Genomic DNA, 20,225 nt, shown 5'->3' on the forward strand with positions numbered 1-20,225 from the left:
CTTAGTGGTATTACCTTTTACAGAACGGCTTTAGCCTGTTTCACTACGTTTTCAACGGTGAAGCCAAACTCTTCGAACAGTTGTTCAGCAGGTGCTGACTCACCGAAGGTGGTCATGCCTACAACTGCGCCGTTCAGGCCAACGTATTTGTACCAGTAGTCAGCGATGCTGGCTTCGATAGCAACACGGGCAGCAACTGCTTTCGGCAGAACCGCTTCACGGTAAGCCGCATCCTGCTTGTCGAATGCATCAGTAGACGGCATGGAAACCACACGCGCTTTGATGCCTTCAGCAGTCAGTTGATCCCACGCGGCAACAGCCAGTTCAACTTCAGAACCGGTCGCAATCAGGAGAAGCTCTGGCTGACCTGCACAATCTTTCAGGATGTATGCGCCACGAGCGATATCCGCCAGTTGCTGCTCAGTACGATCCTGCTGTGCCAGGTTCTGACGCGAGAAGATCAGAGCGGTTGGGCCGTCATGACGTTCTACTGCGTATTTCCACGCAACCGCAGATTCAACCTGGTCACATGGGCGCCATGTGCTCATGTTTGGTGTAACGCGCAGGGCAGCAAGCTGTTCAACAGGCTGGTGAGTTGGGCCATCTTCGCCCAGACCAATAGAGTCGTGGGTGTAAACCATCACCTGGCGTTGCTTCATCAATGCTGCCATACGCACCGCGTTACGGGCATATTCAACAAACATCAGGAAGGTAGAGGTGTACGGCAGGAAACCACCGTGCAGCGCGATACCGTTAGCAATCGCCGTCATACCGAATTCACGTACACCGTAATGGATGTAGTTACCGGCCAGTTCTTCATTGATGGCTTTAGAACCAGACCAGATAGTCAGGTTAGAAGGCGCAAGGTCAGCGGAGCCGCCGAGGAATTCTGGCAGCAAATGGCCGAATGCTTCGATGGTGTTCTGAGACGCTTTACGGCTGGCGATTTTTGCCGGGTTAGCTTGCAGGTTCTTGATGAACTCTTGCGCTTTCGCAGCGAACTCAGCAGGCATATCGCCTTTCATACGACGGGTAAATTCTGCCGCTTCCTGTGGGAAGGCTTTTGCGTAAGCGGCGAACTTCTCGTTCCATGCCGCTTCTTTAGCCTGGCCTGCTTCACGCGCATCCCACTGAGCATAAATGTCCTGCGGGATTTCGAATGGCGCGTGTTTCCAGCCCAGCGCTTCACGAGTCAGAGCAATCTCTGCATCACCCAGCGGTGCGCCGTGGGAATCGTGTGTACCGGCTTTGTTTGGAGAACCGAAACCGATGATGGTTTTGCACATCAGTAGTGAAGGTTTGTCGGTAACCGCTTTGGCTTCTTCAACTGCGCGTTTGATTGCATCAGCATCGTGGCCGTCAACGCCGCGTACGACATGCCAGCCGTAAGCTTCGAAACGTTTAGCCGTATCGTCTGTGAACCAGCCTTCAACGTGGCCGTCGATAGAGATACCGTTGTCATCATAGAAAGCAACCAGTTTACCCAGACCCAGCGTACCCGCCAGAGAGCAAACTTCATGGGAAATGCCTTCCATCATGCAGCCATCACCCAGGAATGCCCAGGTGAAGTGGTCAACAATATCGTGGCCAGGACGGTTGAACTGTGCCGCCATGGTGCGTTCTGCAATTGCCATACCGACTGCGTTCGCAACACCCTGACCCAGTGGGCCAGTGGTGGTTTCTACACCTGCGGTGTAGCCCACTTCCGGGTGACCCGGAGTTTTGGAATGCAGCTGACGGAAGTTTTTCAGTTCTTCAATCGGCAGGTCATAACCTGTGAGGTGCAACAGGCTGTAAATCAGCATTGAACCATGGCCGTTAGAAAGAACGAAACGGTCGCGGTCAGCCCATGCAGGGTTCTGCGGGTTATGGTTCAGGAAATCGCGCCACAGGACTTCGGCAATGTCGGCCATACCCATAGGGGCACCCGGGTGACCGGATTTGGCTTTTTGTACTGCGTCCATGCTGAGTGCACGAATAGCATTGGCAAGCTCTTTACGAGAGGACATTTTGACTCCAGATCGGATGGTTGAAGGTCAGGCCTTGACTACTATGCGTTATGGGCTACGCCCAAAAAATTGCCATCAATGTACCGCAAGCCGTGTGCCATGTACATGGAGCATCCTTTTGTCCGGTTAAGAAATCTCTGGAACCTGCTCGCAAGTTGCGCAAGTTGCTGCGCGAGTCTGGCTAACTTCTTTATACTAAAGAGACTGGCCCGTTTTCTGTGGCTAAATCATTTCTGAGCAGTTGTCATTTATTAAGGATATTGGCATGAAGATGCGCCCAATTTTACTGAGCCTGAGCGTTGCTGCCCTACTGAGCGGTTGCCAGAATATGGATTCCAATGGCCTGCTGGCTTCCGGTGCGGAAGCATTTCAGGCGTACACACTAAGTGATGCTCAAGTCAAAGCGCTGAGCGATAAATCCTGTGCCGAGCTGGACAGCAAAGCTTCTATCGCCCCAGCCAGCAGCGAGTATGCGCAACGCCTGAACAAAATAGCCTCAGCACTGGGCGACAACATCAACGGCATGCCGGTGAACTACAAGGTTTACGTCACCAAAGATGTGAATGCCTTTGCGATGGCCAACGGCTGTATTCGTGTATACAGCGGCCTGATGGACATGATGAACGATAACGAAGTCGAAGCGGTTATCGGCCACGAAATGGGTCACGTCGCACTGGGTCACGTGAAGAAAGGGATGCAAGTGGCGCTAGGCACTAATGCGGCGCGTGTTGCAGCAGCTTCAGCGGGAGGTGTGGTGGGCAGTTTGTCACAGTCTCAGCTTGGCGATTTAGGTGAAAAACTGGTGAATGCACAGTTCTCCCAGCGCCAGGAGTCTGAAGCCGATGACTACTCGTATGATTTGTTGAAAAAACGTGGGATTAACCCAATTGGTCTGGCAACCAGCTTTGAGAAATTAGCCAAAGAGGAAGGGGGCCGCCAAAGCTCAATGCTCGACGACCACCCGGCTTCTGCTGAACGTGCGCAACATATTCGCGACCGTATGGCAGCAGATGGGCTGAAATAACCATACCCTCACCCCAACCCTCTCCCTCAGGGAGAGGGTGCAAAACAAGGATGCCGTAGCTCGATTACTCGCCTTTTTTAGCAGCCTGAATGTACAGCATTTCCAGCGCTAAAGTTGCACCTGCCAACGCCGTGATTTCAGACTGGTCATAAGCTGGAGCCACTTCCACGACATCCATACCCACGATGTTGAGATCTTTCAAACCACGAACCAGCTTCAGCGCACGGTCAGTTGTCAGGCCGCCAATTACCGGAGTCCCGGTACCTGGTGCGAAAGCAGGATCAATACAGTCGATGTCAAATGTCAGGTAAACCGGCATATCCCCAACAATCTGCTTCACCTGCGCCAGCACGTCGTCAACGGTACGGTCATTCACCTGACCCGCGTCCAGCACGGTAAAACCGTTGTCTTTGTCGAACTCGGTACGAATACCAATCTGCACAGAATGGTTCGGATCGATCAGACCTTCTTTTGGCGCGGTGTAGAACATTGTGCCGTGGTCAAACTCGCAGCCGTTCGCGTAGGTGTCAGTGTGCGCATCAAAATGTACCAGTGCCATTTTGCCAAAGTGCTTAGCGTGAGCACGCAGCAGCGGCAGAGTCACGAAGTGGTCGCCACCGAAGGAGAGCATACGTTTACCGGCAGCCAGCAGTTTTTCTGCATGGGCTTGCAGACGTTCGCTCATATCACGCGCGTCACCAAAAGCGTAAACCAGGTCGCCACAGTCAACAACGTTCAGGCGCTCACGCATGTCGAAGTTCCACGGGAAGCGGTTGCCTTCCCATGCCAGGTTGGTAGAAACCTGGCGAATAGCCGCAGGGCCGTGGCGCCCACCCGCACGACCAGACGTTGCCGCGTCAAAAGGCACGCCTGTAATAACCCAATCAGCATCACTGTCATAGGGCATGAAGTTCAGCGGAAAACGTAAAAAACCGAAGGCATTGGATACCAGAGAATTGTCGTACTGATGGCCTAATGTGCTCATTACCTGACCTCATGTGATGTAGGTGAATAGTTGAATTTATGTCAAAAAAAATCCCTTCCGCGTCGTTAAACCCGACGAGGAAGGGACTGTATTCATTCAGACTGCTTGTTGGCGCGAATTATCGCCGTAATTTCGCTCGGGTTCAATAGTGCGTAATTTATACATTCATTAGCGCCCTCACCTCGACCCTCTCCCCCAGGAGAGGGAGAAAACCATGCTGTCCCCTCTCCCTCGGAAAAGCAATAACGCCGATCAATCCCCTCTCCCTCAGGGAGAGGGCTAGGGTGAGGATGGTTATTCGTCTTCTAAATAAGTATAGCCGTACAAACCCGCTTCAAACTCTTCAAGGAACTGCTGCTGCAAACCTTCATCCAGATCGGTCTGTTTCACCTGATCGCGGAAATGAGTCAGCAGCGTGTTCGGGTCGAGCTGTACATACTGGAGCATATCCGCAACGGTATCGCCTTCATCAGAAAGCTCAACTTCTACGCTACCGTCAGGGAATACAAACACATCAACCGCTTCAGTATCGCCGAACAGGTTGTGCATGTTGCCCAGAATTTCCTGGTAAGCACCCACCATAAAGAAGCCCAGCAGAGGCGGGTTTTCCGCATCGTATTCTGGCATTGGCATGGTGGTCGCAATACCGTCACCGTCGATATAGTGATCGATAGCACCGTCGGAATCACAGGTGATATCCAGCAGCACAGCGCGGCGCTCAGGGATCTGGTTCAGCCCTTCTAACGGCAGTACCGGGAACAGCTGGTCGATACCCCATGCATCCGGCATTGACTGGAATAGCGAGAAGTTGACGTAAATTTTATCCGCCATACGTTCTTGCAGCTCGTCAATAATCGGACGGTGCGCACGGTTGCTTGGATCCAGCAGGCGCTGAATTTCATGGCACATGCTCAGATAAAGTTGCTCTGCCCAGGCACGTTCCTGCAAGGAGAAGTTCCCCGCCGAATAGCCGGTGTGGATATCATGCAGATCGTTCTGGCTATCGTGCAGCCATTCGCGCAGCGAGCGACGGTTATTCGGCTCGTGCATTTCACCCCAGGTTTCCCACATGCTTTGCAGCGCGCGCGATGCATCTTCAGCAGGAGCCGTTGGCGTGGTGTATTCGTTGCGCTCGACACCGATGATGTTAGAAACCAGCACGGTGTGGTGCGCAGTCACCGCACGGCCAGACTCAGTAATCACCGTTGGGTGCGGCAAACCATGCTCTTCACATGCGTCGCCAATCGCCCAGATGATGTTGTTGGCATATTCGTTCAGACCATAGTTGACCGAACAATCGGACTGAGAACGCGTGCCTTCGTAGTCAACACCCAGACCGCCGCCCACATCGAAGCACTCAATGTTGACGCCCATCTTGTGCAGTTCAACGTAGAAGCGCGCTGATTCACGTACGCCAGTGGCGATATCGCGAATATTCGCCATTTGCGAACCGAGGTGGAAGTGCAGTAATTGCAGGCTGTCGATACGACCCGCTTCACGCAACATTTCAACCAGTTGCAGAACCTGAACCGCCGCCAGACCAAATTTGGATTTCTCGCCGCCTGAAGACTGCCATTTACCGGAACCTTGCGACGCCAGACGCGCACGCACACCAAGACGCGGCACCACATTCAGACGCTCGGCTTCTTCCAGCACGATGCGAATTTCTGACATCTTCTCGATGACCAGATAAACCTTGTGGCCCATCTTCTCGCCGATCAACGCCAGGCGGATGTATTCACGGTCTTTATAGCCGTTACACACAATAACTGAACGCGTCATGCCCGCATGCGCTAACACAGCCATCAATTCAGCTTTAGAACCGGCTTCAAGACCTAGCGGTTCGCCAGAATGAATCAACGATTCAATGACGCGGCGGTGCTGGTTCACCTTGATTGGGTAAACGAGGAAGTAGTCACCGTTATAGCCGTAAGATTCACGAGCACGTTTGAACGCGGCATTAATCGAACGCAGGCGATGCTGTAAAATCTGCGGGAAACAGAACAGTGCAGGCAAACGCTGCCCCTGCGCTTCACGGGCTTTTACGAGTTCAGCGAGATCAACACGCGCTTCCGGTACATCTGGGTCCGGGCAAACGGTAATGTGACCGAGTTCGTTGACGTCGTAATAGTTATTGCCCCACCAGGCAATATTGTAAGTACGCAGCATTTTGCTGGCTTCCTGGGAGCTCATGGCAACCTCCTGCATGGAGCGGTGTACATCCTGCTCGCCCACTGACGAACCCGAAACAGAAGAGATTTTGTCAGACATGGCGAACCTCAAATTTATACGAATGTGCAAAACAGTTGACTACTATCGCAGGGGTATCCCGCAATAACAACCCATTAACAGCGCGTAGCGGCAGCATAAGACGCTGACAGACTAACTGTGCGACCGGTTTCTTTTTCATATCATTGTAAACACGTTACCGAACTCCGTTTAACGGGTCGGTGAAACCACGAGAATACTCCTGTCAAAGACAAGAGAGCCCTTGTTCAGTTATCACGGAGATCAATGACCGGCCCGAGAGTCCTGAGAAGCGCCGAGATGGGTATAACATCGGCAGGAATAGATGCACGGAATGCAGGTTGCGAGGAGTAAATGCGCACCAGAACGGTGAGCCAGATTCTGTGAATTACAGCGGTTTTTCAATCCTGACACCTCCACGCATACCAGAAGCATGCGACAAGCCAAAGCTAAGAAATTTGCTCAACCCGGCTGGAAGTGGGCAACACGAAGAAATGTGTGCTTGTTGAATGAGCCGCGCGCGCCGCTTTATACCGACAACGGCTAAAAAATGCAAAACAAAAATCCCCACTTTGCGGCGCTGTCAGTAAAAATTTCCATGCCAGATTATCGACAGAAACTTGCGAGCACAAAAATCACTGGTAATCTGATTAATGGATAACCTAGAATAGACGTCCAGATGTTAATCCATCTATACCGATTAACTGTTAGACTGCCTGAAATTAATCCTGTGGCTAAAACTCCAGATATCAGTACATCGCACTGATACGAGCGCCAGTTAGCAGCAGTCTGCACTAACCTAATTCTCTTAGGGTGAATAAAACATGGCCAAACACCTCTTTACGTCCGAGTCTGTATCAGAAGGACATCCCGATAAAATCGCTGACCAAATTTCTGACGCGGTTCTTGATGCTATCCTCGAGCAGGATCCAAAAGCACGCGTAGCATGCGAAACTTACGTCAAAACAGGCATGGTGCTGGTCGGTGGCGAAATCACCACCAGCGCATGGGTTGATATCGAAGAAATCACCCGCCAGACCGTCCGCGAAATCGGTTATGTGCATTCTGATATGGGCTTTGATGCCAACTCTTGTGCTGTTCTGAGTGCTATCGGCAAACAGTCACCGGACATTAACCAGGGCGTTGACCGTACCGATCCACTGGAACAAGGCGCTGGCGACCAGGGTCTGATGTTTGGTTATGCGACCAACGAAACTGACGTGCTGATGCCTGCACCAATCACTTACGCACACCTTCTGGTTCAACGCCAGGCTGAAGTTCGTAAGAATGGCTCACTGCCGTGGCTGCGCCCGGACGCTAAAAGCCAGATCACTTTCCAGTACGACGACGGTAAAATCGTCGGTATTGACGCAGTGGTTCTGTCTACCCAGCATTCCGAAGACGTTCAGCTTAAAACACTGCAAGAAGCAGTGATGGAAGAGATCATCAAACCGGTTCTGCCAGCAGAATGGTTGAACGCTTCCACCAAATTCCACATCAACCCGACTGGTCGTTTCGTTATCGGCGGCCCAATGGGTGACTGCGGCCTGACCGGTCGTAAAATTATCGTTGATACCTACGGCGGCATGGCTCGTCACGGTGGCGGTGCGTTCTCCGGTAAAGATCCTTCTAAAGTTGACCGTTCTGCAGCGTACGCGGCGCGTTATGTGGCGAAAAACATCGTTGCTGCGGGCCTTGCTGACCGTTGTGAAATCCAGGTTTCCTACGCAATTGGCGTGGCAGAGCCAACGTCAATCATGGTTGAAACCTTCGGTACTGAGAAAATCTCTACCGAACAACTGACCCTGTTGGTACGCGAGTTCTTCGACCTGCGTCCATATGGCCTGATTCAGATGCTGGATCTGCTGCACCCAATCTACAAAGAAACCGCGGCATACGGTCACTTTGGTCGTGAGCATTTCCCTTGGGAAAAAACCGACAAAGCAGAATTGCTGCGTGAAGCTGCCGGTCTGAAATAACCCGCCAACAGCTAAACTATCAAGGCCAGCCTAACGCTGGCCTTTTTTCTGTCGAAAACACTCTTCTCCCTTCTGAAAACATTCTGTCTCCATAATCAAACACCTCAATGAAAGCGGTTACACACCAGTTCACCAATCGTTAATTAAGATGATTCTTTATTGCAACATTGCATTGTCGTGCTAGTTACATAGCATTTCAGAATAGTCCTGAGTATAAATTTTTGGTTTAATTTTACACACATAACCCACTGTTTTATATCAAAAAATATCACATACACTTCTTGACACTTGTGTAACCGATTACACTAACGTGAGTTTAATCACACAAATTCATGCGGCGTTACCCTACCCTAGATACAGATACGAAGAATCACTCAACTGGAGAGCTGTATGCCTAATACAAAAAAACAAGGGCGCTCGAACAAAAGCATGACCTTTTTCGTCTGTTTCCTTGCAGCCCTGGCCGGTTTGTTATTTGGCCTGGATATCGGTGTTATCGCCGGTGCACTACCGTTTATTGCTAAAGATTTCCAGATTACTGCGCACCAGCAAGAATGGGTCGTCAGTTCGATGATGTTTGGTGCGGCTGTTGGCGCTGTTGGTAGCGGCTGGCTCTCTTTCCGCATCGGGCGCAAATACAGCCTGATGATTGGCGCAGTGCTTTTCGTTGCCGGTTCGCTTTGCTCTGCATTCGCGCCGAATACTGAAATCCTGATCCTCTCCCGCGTACTGCTGGGCCTGGCGGTCGGTGTTGCGTCATATACCGCACCGCTTTATCTGTCTGAAATTGCCCCAGAAAAAATTCGCGGCAGCATGATTTCGATGTACCAGTTGATGATTACCATCGGTATTCTCGGCGCTTACCTTTCTGACACCGCCTTCAGCTACAGCGGTTCATGGCGCTGGATGTTGGGGGTTATCACCATTCCTGCTCTGATTTTACTGGTAGGCGTGTTCTTCCTGCCGGACAGCCCGCGCTGGTTCGCTGCGAAACGCCGTTTCCACGATGCCGAGCGCGTACTGATGCGTCTGCGTGATACCAGTGCAGAAGCAAAACGCGAACTGGAAGAAATCCGCGAAAGCCTGAAGGTTAAACAAAGCGGCTGGTCACTGTTTAAAGACAACAGTAACTTCCGTCGTGCGGTGTTCCTCGGCATCCTGCTTCAGGTTATGCAGCAGTTCACCGGTATGAACGTGATTATGTATTACGCACCGAAGATCTTTGAAATCGCAGGCTTTACCAACACCACTCAGCAAATGTGGGGCACCGTCATCGTTGGGCTTATCAACGTACTGGCGACCTTTATTGCTATCGGTCTGGTAGACAGATGGGGTCGTAAACCTACGCTGGTGCTGGGCTTCATGGTGATGGCGGTGGGTATGGGCGTATTGGGCACTATGCTGCACATCGGGATTCATTCTCAGGGTGCGCAATACTTCGCCATCGCGATGCTGTTGATGTTCATCGTAGGTTTTGCAATGAGTGCTGGCCCGCTGATTTGGGTACTGTGTTCTGAAATTCAGCCGCTGAAAGGCCGTGATTTTGGTATCACTTGCTCGACCGCCACCAACTGGATTGCGAACATGATTGTCGGTGCAACATTCCTGACCATGCTTAACACTCTGGGCAATGCGAATACCTTCTGGGTCTATGCGGCGCTAAACCTGTTCTTTATTGTACTGACTCTGTGGTTAATTCCAGAAACCAAACACGTTTCCCTGGAACACATTGAACGTAACTTAATGAAAGGCCGTCGCTTACGCGAGATTGGCGCTCACGAGTAAATCACTCCCGCCCCTATCCACTGCGGATAGGGGCTTGCACCCTGCCCCACCTCGCACTATTCTTGCCCGCTATGAAATCCCCAAGACTCCCCATCGCAATCCAACAGGCCGTTATGCGCTGCCTGCGGGAAAAACTCCAACAGGCCAATCAACACCTGGGACGAAATTATCCCGAACCGAAACTGGTCTATCAGCAGCGTGGCACAGCTGCGGGCACCGCGTGGATGGATAGCTACGAAATTCGTCTAAACCCCGTGCTGCTGATGGAAAATCAGCAAACCTTCATTGATGAAGTTGTCCCGCACGAACTGGCTCATTTGTTGGTCTGGAAACACTTTGGTCGCGTTGCACCACACGGCAAAGAGTGGAAATGGATGATGGAAAGCGTGCTTGGCGTTCCTGCAAGGCGCACACACAAATTTGAAGTGCAATCGGTGCGTAAGAATACCTTCCCTTATCGCTGCCGCTGCCAATTACACCAACTTACGGTCAGGCGACATAACCGTGTTGTACGTGGTGAAGCGGAATACCGCTGTGTTCAATGCGGCGACCTGTTAAAGCCAGACGCTACAACTCCCTGTAATTAAAAATATTAATCTTAAAATTTCCTGATTTAGCTGATTGAATCCCAAAAATGCATCAGGTAGGGTTCAGGCACGTTTTAGTAAGGATTCTGGAAATGTCTCGCAAATATTCTTTGGCTGTTGCAGTTATTGCAGCCCTCTCCTCTTTTTCTGCACTCAGTGCTGGTATCAATAATTTTTCTCAAGCCAAAGCCGCTGGCGCCAAAGTGAATGCCGACGCGCCGGGCGACTTCTATTGTGGATGTAAAATCAGCTGGGAAGGGAAAAAGGGTATTCCCGATCTTGAGTCCTGCGGCTACAAAGTCCGGAAGAATGAAAATCGCGCGACGCGTATCGAGTGGGAGCACGTCGTACCGGCCTGGCAGTTCGGTCATCAGCGCCAGTGTTGGCAAGATGGCGGCCGTAAAAACTGTGCCAAAGACCCGGAATATCGCAAGATGGAAAGCGATATGCACAACCTGCAACCCGCTGTAGGCGAAGTGAATGCTGATCGTAACAACTTCATGTACAGCCAGTGGAACGGTGGTGAGGGGCAATACGGACAGTGTGAAATGAAAGTCGACTTTAAAGATAAGATTGCCGAGCCACCAGCGCGGGCTCGCGGCGCTATCGCCCGCACCTACTTCTACATGCGTGACCAGTATCAGCTCAACCTTTCTCGCCAACAGACCCAGCTATTTGAGGCCTGGAATAAACAATATCCGGTCACGGCCTGGGAGTGCGAACGCGATGAGCGCATCGCTAAAGTTCAGGGCAATCATAACCCTTATGTGCTGCGGGCTTGCCAGGCACAAAACAGCTAACCTACACTAGCGGTCATATTCATTACCGCGCGATGTTTTCTCCCTCTCCCAAAAGAGAGGGCTGGAGTGAGAGTTGTGATAGCTAATTCCCCCTCACCCTAACCCTCTCCCAAAGGAGAGGGGATTAAAACAGTTCGCCTTAGCAACTGGATCCTATAAATCATGCGTATTCCCCGCATTCATCATCCTGAACACCTCACCGTCGGCCAGGACGTCGCACTTTGCGAAGATGCTGCGAACCACGTCGGTCGCGTATTGCGCATGAGCGCAGGCCACGCACTGCAATTATTTGATGGAAGTAATCAGATCTTTGACGCAGAAATCGTTCAGGCAGATAAGAAAAGTGTGCGAGTGAAGGTACTTAGTGCCACCCTCGATAACCGCGAATCTCCACTGCACCTACATCTCGGTCAGGTCATGTCTCGCGGTGAGAAAATGGAGTTCACGATTCAGAAAGCCGTCGAACTCGGCGTGAATGTGATTACCCCTTTGTTTTCTGAACGCTGTGGCGTAAAACTGGATGCCGAGCGTCTGCATAAGAAGCTCACGCAATGGCAGAAAATTGCCGTTGCTGCCTGCGAACAATGCGGCCGCAATATCGTGCCAGAAATTCGCCCGGCAATGGACCTCGAAGCGTGGTGTGCAGAACTTGATAACAGCCTGAAGCTGAACCTCCATCCTCGCGCCAACGCAAGTATCAACACGTTGCCGCAACCTGTTGAACGTGTACGTCTGCTGATTGGCCCTGAAGGCGGTTTAACGGCTGATGAAATTGCGATGACCGCACGCCATCAGTTTACTGATATTCTGTTGGGACCTCGCGTTCTGCGTACTGAGACTACCGCGCTCACCGCCATTACCGCGCTGCAAGTGCGTTTTGGCGACCTGGGCTAAAAACTGGTACAAGGCTTACGCCTTATAGCCAGCTTTAAAGGAGAAAAACAATGATCAAGCTCGGCATCGTGATGGACCCCATCGCAAACATTAACATCAAGAAAGACTCCAGTTTTGCCATGTTGCTTGAAGCACAGCGCCGTGGATACGAACTCCACTATATGGAAATGGCAGATCTGTATTTGATCAACGGTGAAGCGCACGCACGCACACGTCTGGTCAGTGTCGAGCAGAACTACGATAAATGGGTCGAATTTGGTAGTGAGCAAGATATCCAGCTTGCCGATCTCGACGTTATTTTAATGCGTAAAGATCCGCCTTTTGATACCGAATTTATCTACGCGACCTACATTCTTGAGCGCGCAGAAGAACAAGGCACGCTGATCGTTAACAAACCGCAAAGCCTGCGCGACTGTAACGAAAAGCTGTTCACCGCCTGGTTTGCTGATTTGACCCCAGAAACGCTGGTAACCCGCAACAAAGCGCAGCTTAAAGCTTTCTGGCAAAAACACGGCGACATCATTCTCAAGCCGCTGGACGGCATGGGCGGCACATCAATCTTCCGCGTTAAAGAAGGCGATCCTAACATCGGCGTCATTGCTGAAACGCTGACTGAACTCGGTAATCGTTACTGCATGGCGCAAAACTACCTGCCTGCTATTGTCGATGGCGACAAACGTGTTCTGGTCGTCGACGGCGAACCCGTTCCGTATTGCCTGGCGCGTATTCCACAAGGTGGCGAAACCCGTGGCAATCTGGCCGCCGGTGGCCGTGGCGAACCGCGTCCATTGACTGACAGCGATTGGGAAATTGCCCGCCGCGTCGGCCCAACATTGAAAGCCAAAGGGCTCATCTTTGTTGGTCTGGATATTATCGGCGATCGCCTGACCGAGATTAACGTCACCAGCCCAACATGCATTCGCGAAATCGAAGCCGAATTCCCGGTATCGATCACAGGAATGTTGTTCGACGCTATCGAGAAACGTCTGGCTAAATAATTGTGCACGCTCCCTTTAGGGAAAAGACCCATACCTTTGGTATGGGTCAAGTGTCCGGAGTAGTTTAATAGTGATAAACTGACTATTCCTCGCGCGTTTAATGCCGCTTTTTCAACCGGAACCAGAACCTCTGACAATGAATTTACAGCATCACTTTCTAATTGCCATGCCGGCGCTCCAGGATCCTCTGTTTAAGCGAGCAGTCGTTTATATTTGTGAATATAGCGACGAAGGCGCTATGGGGATAATCATCAATAAACCCCTCGAAAACCTTCAGGTTGACGGTGTTCTTGAAAAATTAAAAATCGAACCAGAACCGCGCGACCCATCCATTCGTCTTGATAAACCTGTTTTTATCGGTGGCCCATTAGCGGAAGACCGGGGCTTTATTTTGCACTCGCCACCGAATTGTTTTGCTTCAAGCATCCGTATTTCTGATGAAACGGTGATCACCACTTCCCGTGATGTGCTCGAAACTATCGGCACAGCCAACCAACCTACGGATGTGATCGTGGCACTGGGTTACTCTTCCTGGGAAAAAGGGCAACTGGAACAAGAGATTTTGGACAATGCCTGGTTAACTGCGCCAGCAGATGCGTCGATTATTTTCCACACCCCAATTTCCGAACGCTGGCGTGAAGCCGCGAAATTAATCGGCATTGATATTCATAATATGCCAAGCGAAGCGGGGCACGCATAATGAGCAGTGGGACATTGTTAGCCTTTGATTTCGGTACTAAAAGTATTGGTGTCGCCATCGGGCAGCGTATTACCGGAACGGCGCGCCCTTTAACCGCGCTGAAAGCACAAGATGGCACGCCGGACTGGAATGCTATCGAAAAAATCCTTAAAGAGTGGCAACCCGATGAAGTCATCGTTGGCTTACCCCTGAATATGGATGGCACCGAACAGCCACTTACCGTCCGCGCGCGTAAGTTTGCCAACCGTCTGCATGGGCGTTTTGGCGTAAAAGTTTCTCTGCAAGATGAGCGCCTGAGCACCGTTGAAGCCCGTGCAGGCTTGTTTGAACACGGCGGTTTCCGGGCTTTAAACAAAGGTAGCATTGACTCAGCCTCCGCAGTCATCATTCTTGAAAGCTGGTTTGACTATAACCCTTGATTGTTACCTCTACGGCGGAAGGCGCACTCGCGACTCCGCCGTTGCAAACTGACCTTTCCTAAGAAACATCGCCTCGCTTTGCGCAAAACTCTGCATGCCATACTGCTGGCCGGTTTGAATTAGCCCGGGTAATTGATGCGTTTTCCCCTCGCGGATAAGACTCGCCACAGCAGGGGTATTTACCAATAATTCAAACAACGCCCCCCTTCCACCTTGAGCGTCAGGCTGTAATTTCTGCGCGAGCACAGCTTTTAAGCTACCGGCCAGCTGGCTACGCACCATGCTTTTTTCCTCTGCAGGAAAGACATCCACCAGCCGTTCCACCGCTTGTGCGGCACCGCGAGTATGCAATGTTGCCAGTACCAGATGGCCGGTTTCCGCAGCAGTGAGCGCCAGACGGATAGTTTCGCTATCGCGTAATTCCCCCAGCAAAATCACGTCCGGGTCTTCACGTAATGCGGCACGTAAAGCGGCGGCAAAAGAGCGGCAATGCGTGCCGGGCTCACGCTGCTGAATCAGACAGTGATGAGAGGAATGAACAAACTCAATCGGATCTTCCAGCGTCAGAATATGCCCATCAAGCCGATGGTTGAGATGATCAACCATTGCCGCAAGCGTGGTGGATTTACCGCTGCCCGTCGCACCTGTGACCAGAATCAGGCCATCTGGCGACTGTAGCAATTCGGGTATCAGTGGCGGGACATTTAACGCCTCAAGTTTGGGGCAGTTTGAAGACAATAACCGCAAGGCAAGAGAGTGCCCATGCAACTGGTGAAAAGCGTTAGCCCGCAATCGCACCCCTGATTGTAGGGTCACGGCAAAATCCACCTGCCCGGTTTCTTGCAGTTGCACCTTTTGTGCTTTCGACATCCAGTCTTCCAGCAAAACATCCGGCTCAGGAGCGCCTCCAGGCAGCAGTTCTAGCCGCCCTTGCCTGCGCCAGCGAGCAGGAAGGTGCGCGCACAGGTGTAGATCAGAGACATTATGCTTTACACTAAGGGCCACAATTTCTTCGATATCCATATCACTTTCCAACCTATGAATGAAATAACGCACAATCTGGCACAGGTTCAGCACAAAATCTTAGCGGCAACTAAACGCTGCGGCCGTGCTCCAGAGGAAGTTACTTTGCTTGCAGTAAGCAAAACGAAGCCTGCGAGCGCCCTCGCAGAAGCGATTGCTGCCGGGCAACGCGCTTTCGGTGAAAACTACGTGCAAGAAGGCGTGGATAAAATTCGTTACTTTGCCGAGAACAGCGAAGCCACACTGGAATGGCACTTTATCGGTCCTTTACAGTCGAACAAAAGCCGTCTGGTCGCAGAACATTTTGACTGGTGCCACACCGTCGACAGGCTTCGTATTGCCACCCGTTTAAGCGAACAGCGCCCGGCCGAGCTTCCACCGCTTAACGTGCTGATCCAAATAAACATTAGTGATGAACAAAGCAAATCTGGTATTGCGCTAAGTGAGCTTGATGCGCTGGCGGCTGACGTCGCTGCACTACCGGGTTTGGTGTTACGAGGTTTAATGGCGATCCCTGCCCCTGAACCTGATTACGAGCATCAGTTAGCGGTTTGCCAGAAAATGGCAGCCGCTTTCACATCGCTCAAAAACCGCTATGCAACGGTTGATACGTTGTCTCTGGGCATGACCGATGACATGGACGCCGCGATTGCCGCAGGCAGCACCATGGTGCGCATTGGAACCGCTATTTTCGGCGCGCGGGATTACTCCGCCAGCTAAACCGTAGCCCAATAGATTTCAGGTTGTAGGACGCAAAACTTAGCATCTACAGCCTGAATGATGCAGGGCTTATTATTGAGGAACACCATGCTAACGTTGACTTTCCTGGTCAAAACACTGATTGAACTGTATGTGATGGTGCTGTTAATTCGCATCTGGATGCAGTGGTCGCGTTGTGATTTTTACAATCCTTTTGCCCAATTTATCGTCAAGATTACCCAACCGATTGTCGGGCCATTGCGCCGGATAATCCCTTCGATTGGGCCAATTGATACCTCTTCGTTGCTGGTGGCGTTTATTCTCACCACGCTGAAGTATCCTGTTCTGCTACTGATTCAGGTAGGCGCGCTGTCGCTTGACCCAATGAATCTGCTGGTTGGCCTGTTATCGTTGCTCAAGTCCGCCGGTACGCTGGTGTTCTGGGTCATTATTATTCGTTCGCTGATGAGCTGGATTAGCCAGGGTCGCAGTCCAATTGAATACGTGCTGATGCAATTGACCGAACCGATGATGGCACCAATTCGCCGCGTTATTCCGGCAATGGGCGGCATTGATTTCTCCGCGATGGTCGTGATTTTGATTCTGTATGCACTGAATTACCTTGGCATGGATCTGTTCCCGGGGCTGTGGTATTTGCTGTGAGTGCAGTGAGTCAAACCGCAGACGGGCTGGTTTTACGGCTGTATATTCAGCCTAAAGCCAGCCGGGATAGCATTATTGGGTTGCATGGCGACGAACTAAAAGTCGCCATCACCGCGCCGCCAATTGACGGCAAAGCCAACGCCCATCTGGTAAAATATCTGGCTAAACAGTTCCGCGTCGCCAAAAGCCAGGTTGTGGTTGAGAAAGGCGAGTTGGGCCGTCATAAGCAAGTTAAGATTATCGACCCGCAACAAATCCCGACGGAAGTCGCGGCATTGCTCGAATAATTACCGAATTTCACAGGATTATCTCACTATGCAAAAAGTTGTCCTCGCGACCGGTAACGCCGGTAAAGTGCGTGAACTTGCCGATTTACTGGGCAATTTTGGTCTGGATGTTGTGGCACAAACTGAGTTAGGCGTGGAGTCTGCCGAAGAAACTGGCCTGACGTTTATCGAAAACGCCATTCTGAAAGCCCGTCACGCGGCGCAGATTACGGGTTTGCCTGCCATCGCTGATGATTCTGGTCTGGCTGTCGATGTTTTGGGCGGCGCACCGGGTATTTACTCGGCACGTTACGCAGGCATTGACGCAACGGATCAGCAGAATCTGGAAAAGCTACTGGCTACACTGAAAGATGTGCCGGACGAACAACGCAAAGCGCGGTTCCATTGTGTGCTGGTGTATATGCGTCATGCAGAAGATCCAACACCGCTGGTGTGTCACGGCAGTTGGGAAGGTCGGATTACCCGCGAGGCCGCAGGGGCTGGCGGCTTTGGCTACGACCCGATTTTCTTTGTCCCTACCGAGGGCAAAACTGCGGCTGAACTCACTCGTGATGAAAAACGCGCGATTTCCCACCGTGGGCAAGCACTAAAACTGTTACTGGAAGCAATGAAAAATGGCTAATTTGCCACCACTGAGTCTCTATATTCACATCCCGTGGTGCGTGCAGAAGTGCCCCTACTGTGACTTCAATTCTCATGCACTAAAAGGCGACGTCCCGCACGACGAGTATGTCGCCCACCTGTTGCGCGATCTGGATAACGACGCGCCAATGGCACAAGGACGTGAAATAAAGACCATCTTTATTGGTGGCGGTACGCCTAGCTTGCTTTCAAGCGAGGCGATGCAAACGTTGCTCGATGGCGTGCGTGCGCGTCTGCCGCTGGCAGCAGATGCAGAAATTACCATGGAAGCGAACCCTGGCACCGTTGAGGCCGACCGTTTCGTTGGCTATCAACGTGCTGGCGTGAACCGCATTTCTATCGGTGTGCAGAGTTTTAGCGAGACAAAACTCAAACGCCTGGGCCGTATCCATGATGCGGGTGAAGCGAAACGTGCGGCAAATCTGGCTAGTGGATTAGGGCTGCGTAGTTTCAATCTGGATTTGATGCACGGTTTGCCAGACCAGTCGCTAGAAGAAGCGCTGGATGATTTGCGCCAGGCTATTGAGCTTAATCCCCCGCATCTTTCCTGGTATCAGTTGACGATTGAACCGAACACGCTGTTTAGCTCTCGTCCGCCAAAACTGCCGGACGACGACGCGCTGTGGGATATTTTCGAACAGGGCGACAAACTGCTAACGGCTGCGGGATATCAGCAATATGAAACCTCGGCATACGCAAAACCGGGTTATCAGTGTCAGCACAACCTGAACTACTGGCGTTTTGGCGACTACCTGGGAATTGGCTGTGGCGCACACGGTAAAGTGACGTTCGAAGACGGGCGCATTATGCGTACCGCCAAAACACGCCACCCGCGCGGCTATATGGAAGGCAAATACCTCGATCGCCAGCACGATGTTGAGCAAGCCGATAAACCGTTCGAGTTCTTTATGAACCGTTTCCGCCTGCTGGAAGCCGCACCGCGCAATGAATTTAGTCTGTATACCGGGCTGGACGAAACCGTGATTCGTGCACAGTTAGATGAAGCCATTGCCAAAGATTACCTGATTGAAACTGAGGAATATTGGCAAATTACCGAGCACGGGAAGCTATTTTTGAATTCGCTGCTGGAACTGTTTTTAGCTGAATAAAAATCAACACTATCAAAAATACCCTAAATAATTCGAGTTGCAGAAAGGCGGCAAGAGAGTGAGTCCCCAGGAGCTTACACAAGTAAGTGACTGGGGTGAGGGAGCGCAGCCAACGCATCTGCAGCTTGAAGTATGACGGGTATTAGATATTTTTGACCCTACTGGTCAAAATCAACGCCAACACCGCCAATCCCGCAATCAGCCAATACACCGAATAGTGCCCAAAACTCTCCGCCAGCGCGCCTTGTAACACCCCGGCCAGAATTACGCCTGTCGAAATACTGTTGGTAAACAGCGTGGTCGCGGACCCCGGCCTACCCGGCATTAAATCCTGGAACCATAGCATTCCAATCCCGGCGACAATGCCAATAAACACCGCGTTAAACAGCTGGAGCAACAGCAGCGCCGTGCGACTGTGGAACAGAATCAGCCCGACGTAGAACAACACACCTGCGGCAACGGCAATCACCATCATGCGTCGCTTACCAAAACGCTTCACATAATAGCCCGCAAGGATCATCGCCGGGATTTCAAGCCCCGCCGCCGTCCCCATCAGTAGCCCCGCCAGCGACTCTGGAAGACCTAAATCACTGCTGACCCACAGCGGCATATCAATGATGTACATGGTGTTGCAGGTCCACATCAGCATCGATGCGATAAACAACATACGGACGTTCTTGTCTTTCCAGCCGCTGACCTGCGTCAGCGCAACATCGGCAGGTTGCTCAATCCGCTCAACCGACGGAAGTGCGAAGAAAATTATCCCCAGCGAAATAACAAAAATCCCCGCCGCGATAAGAAACATGGTGGTAAAGCCGTAGTTTAACGCCAGCATAAACGACAATGGCGGGCCAATGACCCAGGCAAGCGACAGTTGTGCACGCATTATCGAGCTGAACATCACGACTTCACGCGCGGAGCTATCAGCATACTCGCGAGCCAGGGCGAAGATTTGCGGCATCGCCGTGTTAGCAATGGAAGCGAACATGACGCCCACGGTGATTAACGTCAGGTAGTGACGGTTAAAAGCAAATAAAATGCAGTTTGCCACGGCCATCGCGCAGCAAATCATAATCAGTTTGCGCCTGTCCCCCCGGCTATCTGAACGCTTCGCCAGCATCAGGCTGACCAGAATCCCGGCTATCGCATTGACGGTATAAAATAACCCGACCCAGAACGGCCGCACTTGCACTTCACGCGTTAAAAACAGGCTCAGCGTGGGCGCCTGAAGTGCCCCTGCAATCCCCATCATAAATGCCACAACCATAAATGCCGTGTACACCGGATTGAGGCGTCGTCCTTTTGTCAGAAACCAGGCCATGCAGAGAGATCCTTTTACTCGAGCGGGTGATAAATGTGCAAGCCGTCCACTATA

20 protein-coding genes are annotated in these 20,225 nt (G+C 51.6%); 14 read left to right on the forward strand and 6 right to left on the reverse strand.

The window, feature by feature from the left end:
• Positions 1-17: 17 nt before the first annotated feature.
• Entirely contained in the window at positions 18-2,009 is a 1,992-nt protein-coding gene (gene tkt / locus BSPA111_RS07765) for a transketolase (protein WP_183270595.1), read from the reverse strand.
• 265 nt (positions 2,010-2,274) lie between these two features.
• Between tkt and BSPA111_RS07770 the strand changes: the two genes are divergently transcribed.
• The gene (locus BSPA111_RS07770; RefSeq protein WP_183270596.1) at positions 2,275-3,033 is read left to right on the forward strand and encodes a M48 family metallopeptidase; all 759 of its coding nucleotides are present in this window, start codon (positions 2,275-2,277) and stop codon (positions 3,031-3,033) included.
• A gap of 64 nt (positions 3,034-3,097) precedes the next feature.
• Here the strand turns inward: BSPA111_RS07770 and speB are convergent, their stop codons facing one another.
• The 3 genes from speB to yqgB form a co-directional block, all read right to left on the reverse strand.
• Positions 3,098-4,018, reverse strand: coding sequence for an agmatinase (gene speB / locus BSPA111_RS07775; protein WP_064543574.1), 921 nt, complete (start codon positions 4,016-4,018; stop codon positions 3,098-3,100).
• A gap of 294 nt (positions 4,019-4,312) precedes the next feature.
• Positions 4,313-6,289 carry a biosynthetic arginine decarboxylase gene (gene speA / locus BSPA111_RS07780; RefSeq protein ID WP_183270597.1) on the reverse strand — a complete coding sequence of 659 codons (1,977 nt, stop codon included), beginning with the start codon at positions 6,287-6,289 and terminating at the stop codon, positions 4,313-4,315.
• Entirely contained in the window at positions 6,282-6,428 is a 147-nt protein-coding gene (yqgB, locus tag BSPA111_RS07785) for an acid stress response protein YqgB (RefSeq protein WP_183270598.1), read from the reverse strand. Before yqgB ends, speA begins: the two co-directional genes overlap by 8 nt.
• A gap of 661 nt (positions 6,429-7,089) precedes the next feature.
• Here yqgB and metK point away from each other — a divergent pair.
• The 8 genes from metK (at position 7,090) to ruvX (ending at position 14,427) form a co-directional block, all read left to right on the forward strand.
• Complete coding sequence (metK, locus tag BSPA111_RS07790; RefSeq protein WP_183270599.1) at positions 7,090-8,244, forward strand: methionine adenosyltransferase; 1,155 nt, start codon at positions 7,090-7,092, stop codon at positions 8,242-8,244.
• Positions 8,245-8,634: 390 nt separating this feature from the next.
• Positions 8,635-10,029 carry a sugar porter family MFS transporter gene (locus BSPA111_RS07795; RefSeq protein ID WP_183270600.1) on the forward strand — a complete coding sequence of 465 codons (1,395 nt, stop codon included), beginning with the start codon at positions 8,635-8,637 and terminating at the stop codon, positions 10,027-10,029.
• 71 nt (positions 10,030-10,100) lie between these two features.
• Positions 10,101-10,616 carry a SprT family zinc-dependent metalloprotease gene (locus BSPA111_RS07800; RefSeq protein WP_183270601.1) on the forward strand — a complete coding sequence of 172 codons (516 nt, stop codon included), beginning with the start codon at positions 10,101-10,103 and terminating at the stop codon, positions 10,614-10,616.
• A gap of 92 nt (positions 10,617-10,708) precedes the next feature.
• Complete coding sequence (gene endA, locus BSPA111_RS07805) at positions 10,709-11,416, forward strand: deoxyribonuclease I (RefSeq protein WP_183270602.1); 708 nt, start codon at positions 10,709-10,711, stop codon at positions 11,414-11,416.
• A 162-nt stretch (positions 11,417-11,578) separates the two neighbouring features.
• Positions 11,579-12,310, forward strand: a complete 732-nt coding sequence (gene rsmE / locus BSPA111_RS07810) for a 16S rRNA (uracil(1498)-N(3))-methyltransferase (RefSeq protein WP_183270603.1) — start codon at positions 11,579-11,581, stop codon at positions 12,308-12,310.
• Positions 12,311-12,360: 50 nt separating this feature from the next.
• The gene (gene gshB / locus BSPA111_RS07815; RefSeq protein ID WP_183270604.1) at positions 12,361-13,308 is read left to right on the forward strand and encodes a glutathione synthase; all 948 of its coding nucleotides are present in this window, start codon (positions 12,361-12,363) and stop codon (positions 13,306-13,308) included.
• Between the two features lie 136 nt (positions 13,309-13,444).
• Positions 13,445-14,008, forward strand: coding sequence for a YqgE/AlgH family protein (locus BSPA111_RS07820; RefSeq protein ID WP_183270605.1), 564 nt, complete (start codon positions 13,445-13,447; stop codon positions 14,006-14,008).
• Positions 14,008-14,427: a Holliday junction resolvase RuvX gene (gene ruvX / locus BSPA111_RS07825; RefSeq protein WP_183270606.1), complete on the forward strand. Its 420-nt coding sequence runs from the start codon at positions 14,008-14,010 to the stop codon at positions 14,425-14,427. The genes BSPA111_RS07820 and ruvX overlap by 1 nt, the downstream gene beginning before the upstream one ends.
• A gap of 9 nt (positions 14,428-14,436) precedes the next feature.
• Here the strand turns inward: ruvX and BSPA111_RS07830 are convergent, their stop codons facing one another.
• Positions 14,437-15,450: a type IV pilus twitching motility protein PilT gene (locus tag BSPA111_RS07830; RefSeq protein ID WP_183270607.1), complete on the reverse strand. Its 1,014-nt coding sequence runs from the start codon at positions 15,448-15,450 to the stop codon at positions 14,437-14,439.
• Positions 15,451-15,465: 15 nt separating this feature from the next.
• Between BSPA111_RS07830 and BSPA111_RS07835 the strand changes: the two genes are divergently transcribed.
• From BSPA111_RS07835 to hemW, 5 genes are all read left to right on the forward strand, one after another.
• The gene (locus tag BSPA111_RS07835) at positions 15,466-16,170 is read left to right on the forward strand and encodes a YggS family pyridoxal phosphate-dependent enzyme (protein WP_183270873.1); all 705 of its coding nucleotides are present in this window, start codon (positions 15,466-15,468) and stop codon (positions 16,168-16,170) included.
• 87 nt (positions 16,171-16,257) lie between these two features.
• Positions 16,258-16,812, forward strand: a complete 555-nt coding sequence (locus BSPA111_RS07840) for a YggT family protein (protein ID WP_183270608.1) — start codon at positions 16,258-16,260, stop codon at positions 16,810-16,812.
• Entirely contained in the window at positions 16,809-17,099 is a 291-nt protein-coding gene (gene yggU / locus BSPA111_RS07845) for a DUF167 family protein YggU (RefSeq protein ID WP_183270609.1), read from the forward strand. The genes BSPA111_RS07840 and yggU overlap by 4 nt, the downstream gene beginning before the upstream one ends.
• Positions 17,100-17,127: 28 nt before the next feature.
• Positions 17,128-17,721 carry an XTP/dITP diphosphatase gene (locus BSPA111_RS07850; RefSeq protein ID WP_183270610.1) on the forward strand — a complete coding sequence of 198 codons (594 nt, stop codon included), beginning with the start codon at positions 17,128-17,130 and terminating at the stop codon, positions 17,719-17,721.
• Positions 17,714-18,850 (forward strand): radical SAM family heme chaperone HemW, encoded by a 1,137-nt coding sequence (gene hemW / locus BSPA111_RS07855; RefSeq protein WP_183270611.1) that lies wholly within the window; start codon positions 17,714-17,716, stop codon positions 18,848-18,850. The genes BSPA111_RS07850 and hemW overlap by 8 nt, the downstream gene beginning before the upstream one ends.
• Positions 18,851-18,992: 142 nt before the next feature.
• Here the strand turns inward: hemW and BSPA111_RS07860 are convergent, their stop codons facing one another.
• The gene (locus BSPA111_RS07860) at positions 18,993-20,171 is read right to left on the reverse strand and encodes a sugar efflux transporter (RefSeq protein WP_183270612.1); all 1,179 of its coding nucleotides are present in this window, start codon (positions 20,169-20,171) and stop codon (positions 18,993-18,995) included.
• Between the last annotated feature and the right edge of the window lie 54 nt (positions 20,172-20,225).

Source organism: Buttiauxella sp. A111 (assembly GCF_014189855.1).
In the GTDB taxonomy this organism is placed as follows: Bacteria; Pseudomonadota; Gammaproteobacteria; order Enterobacterales; family Enterobacteriaceae; genus Buttiauxella; species Buttiauxella selenatireducens.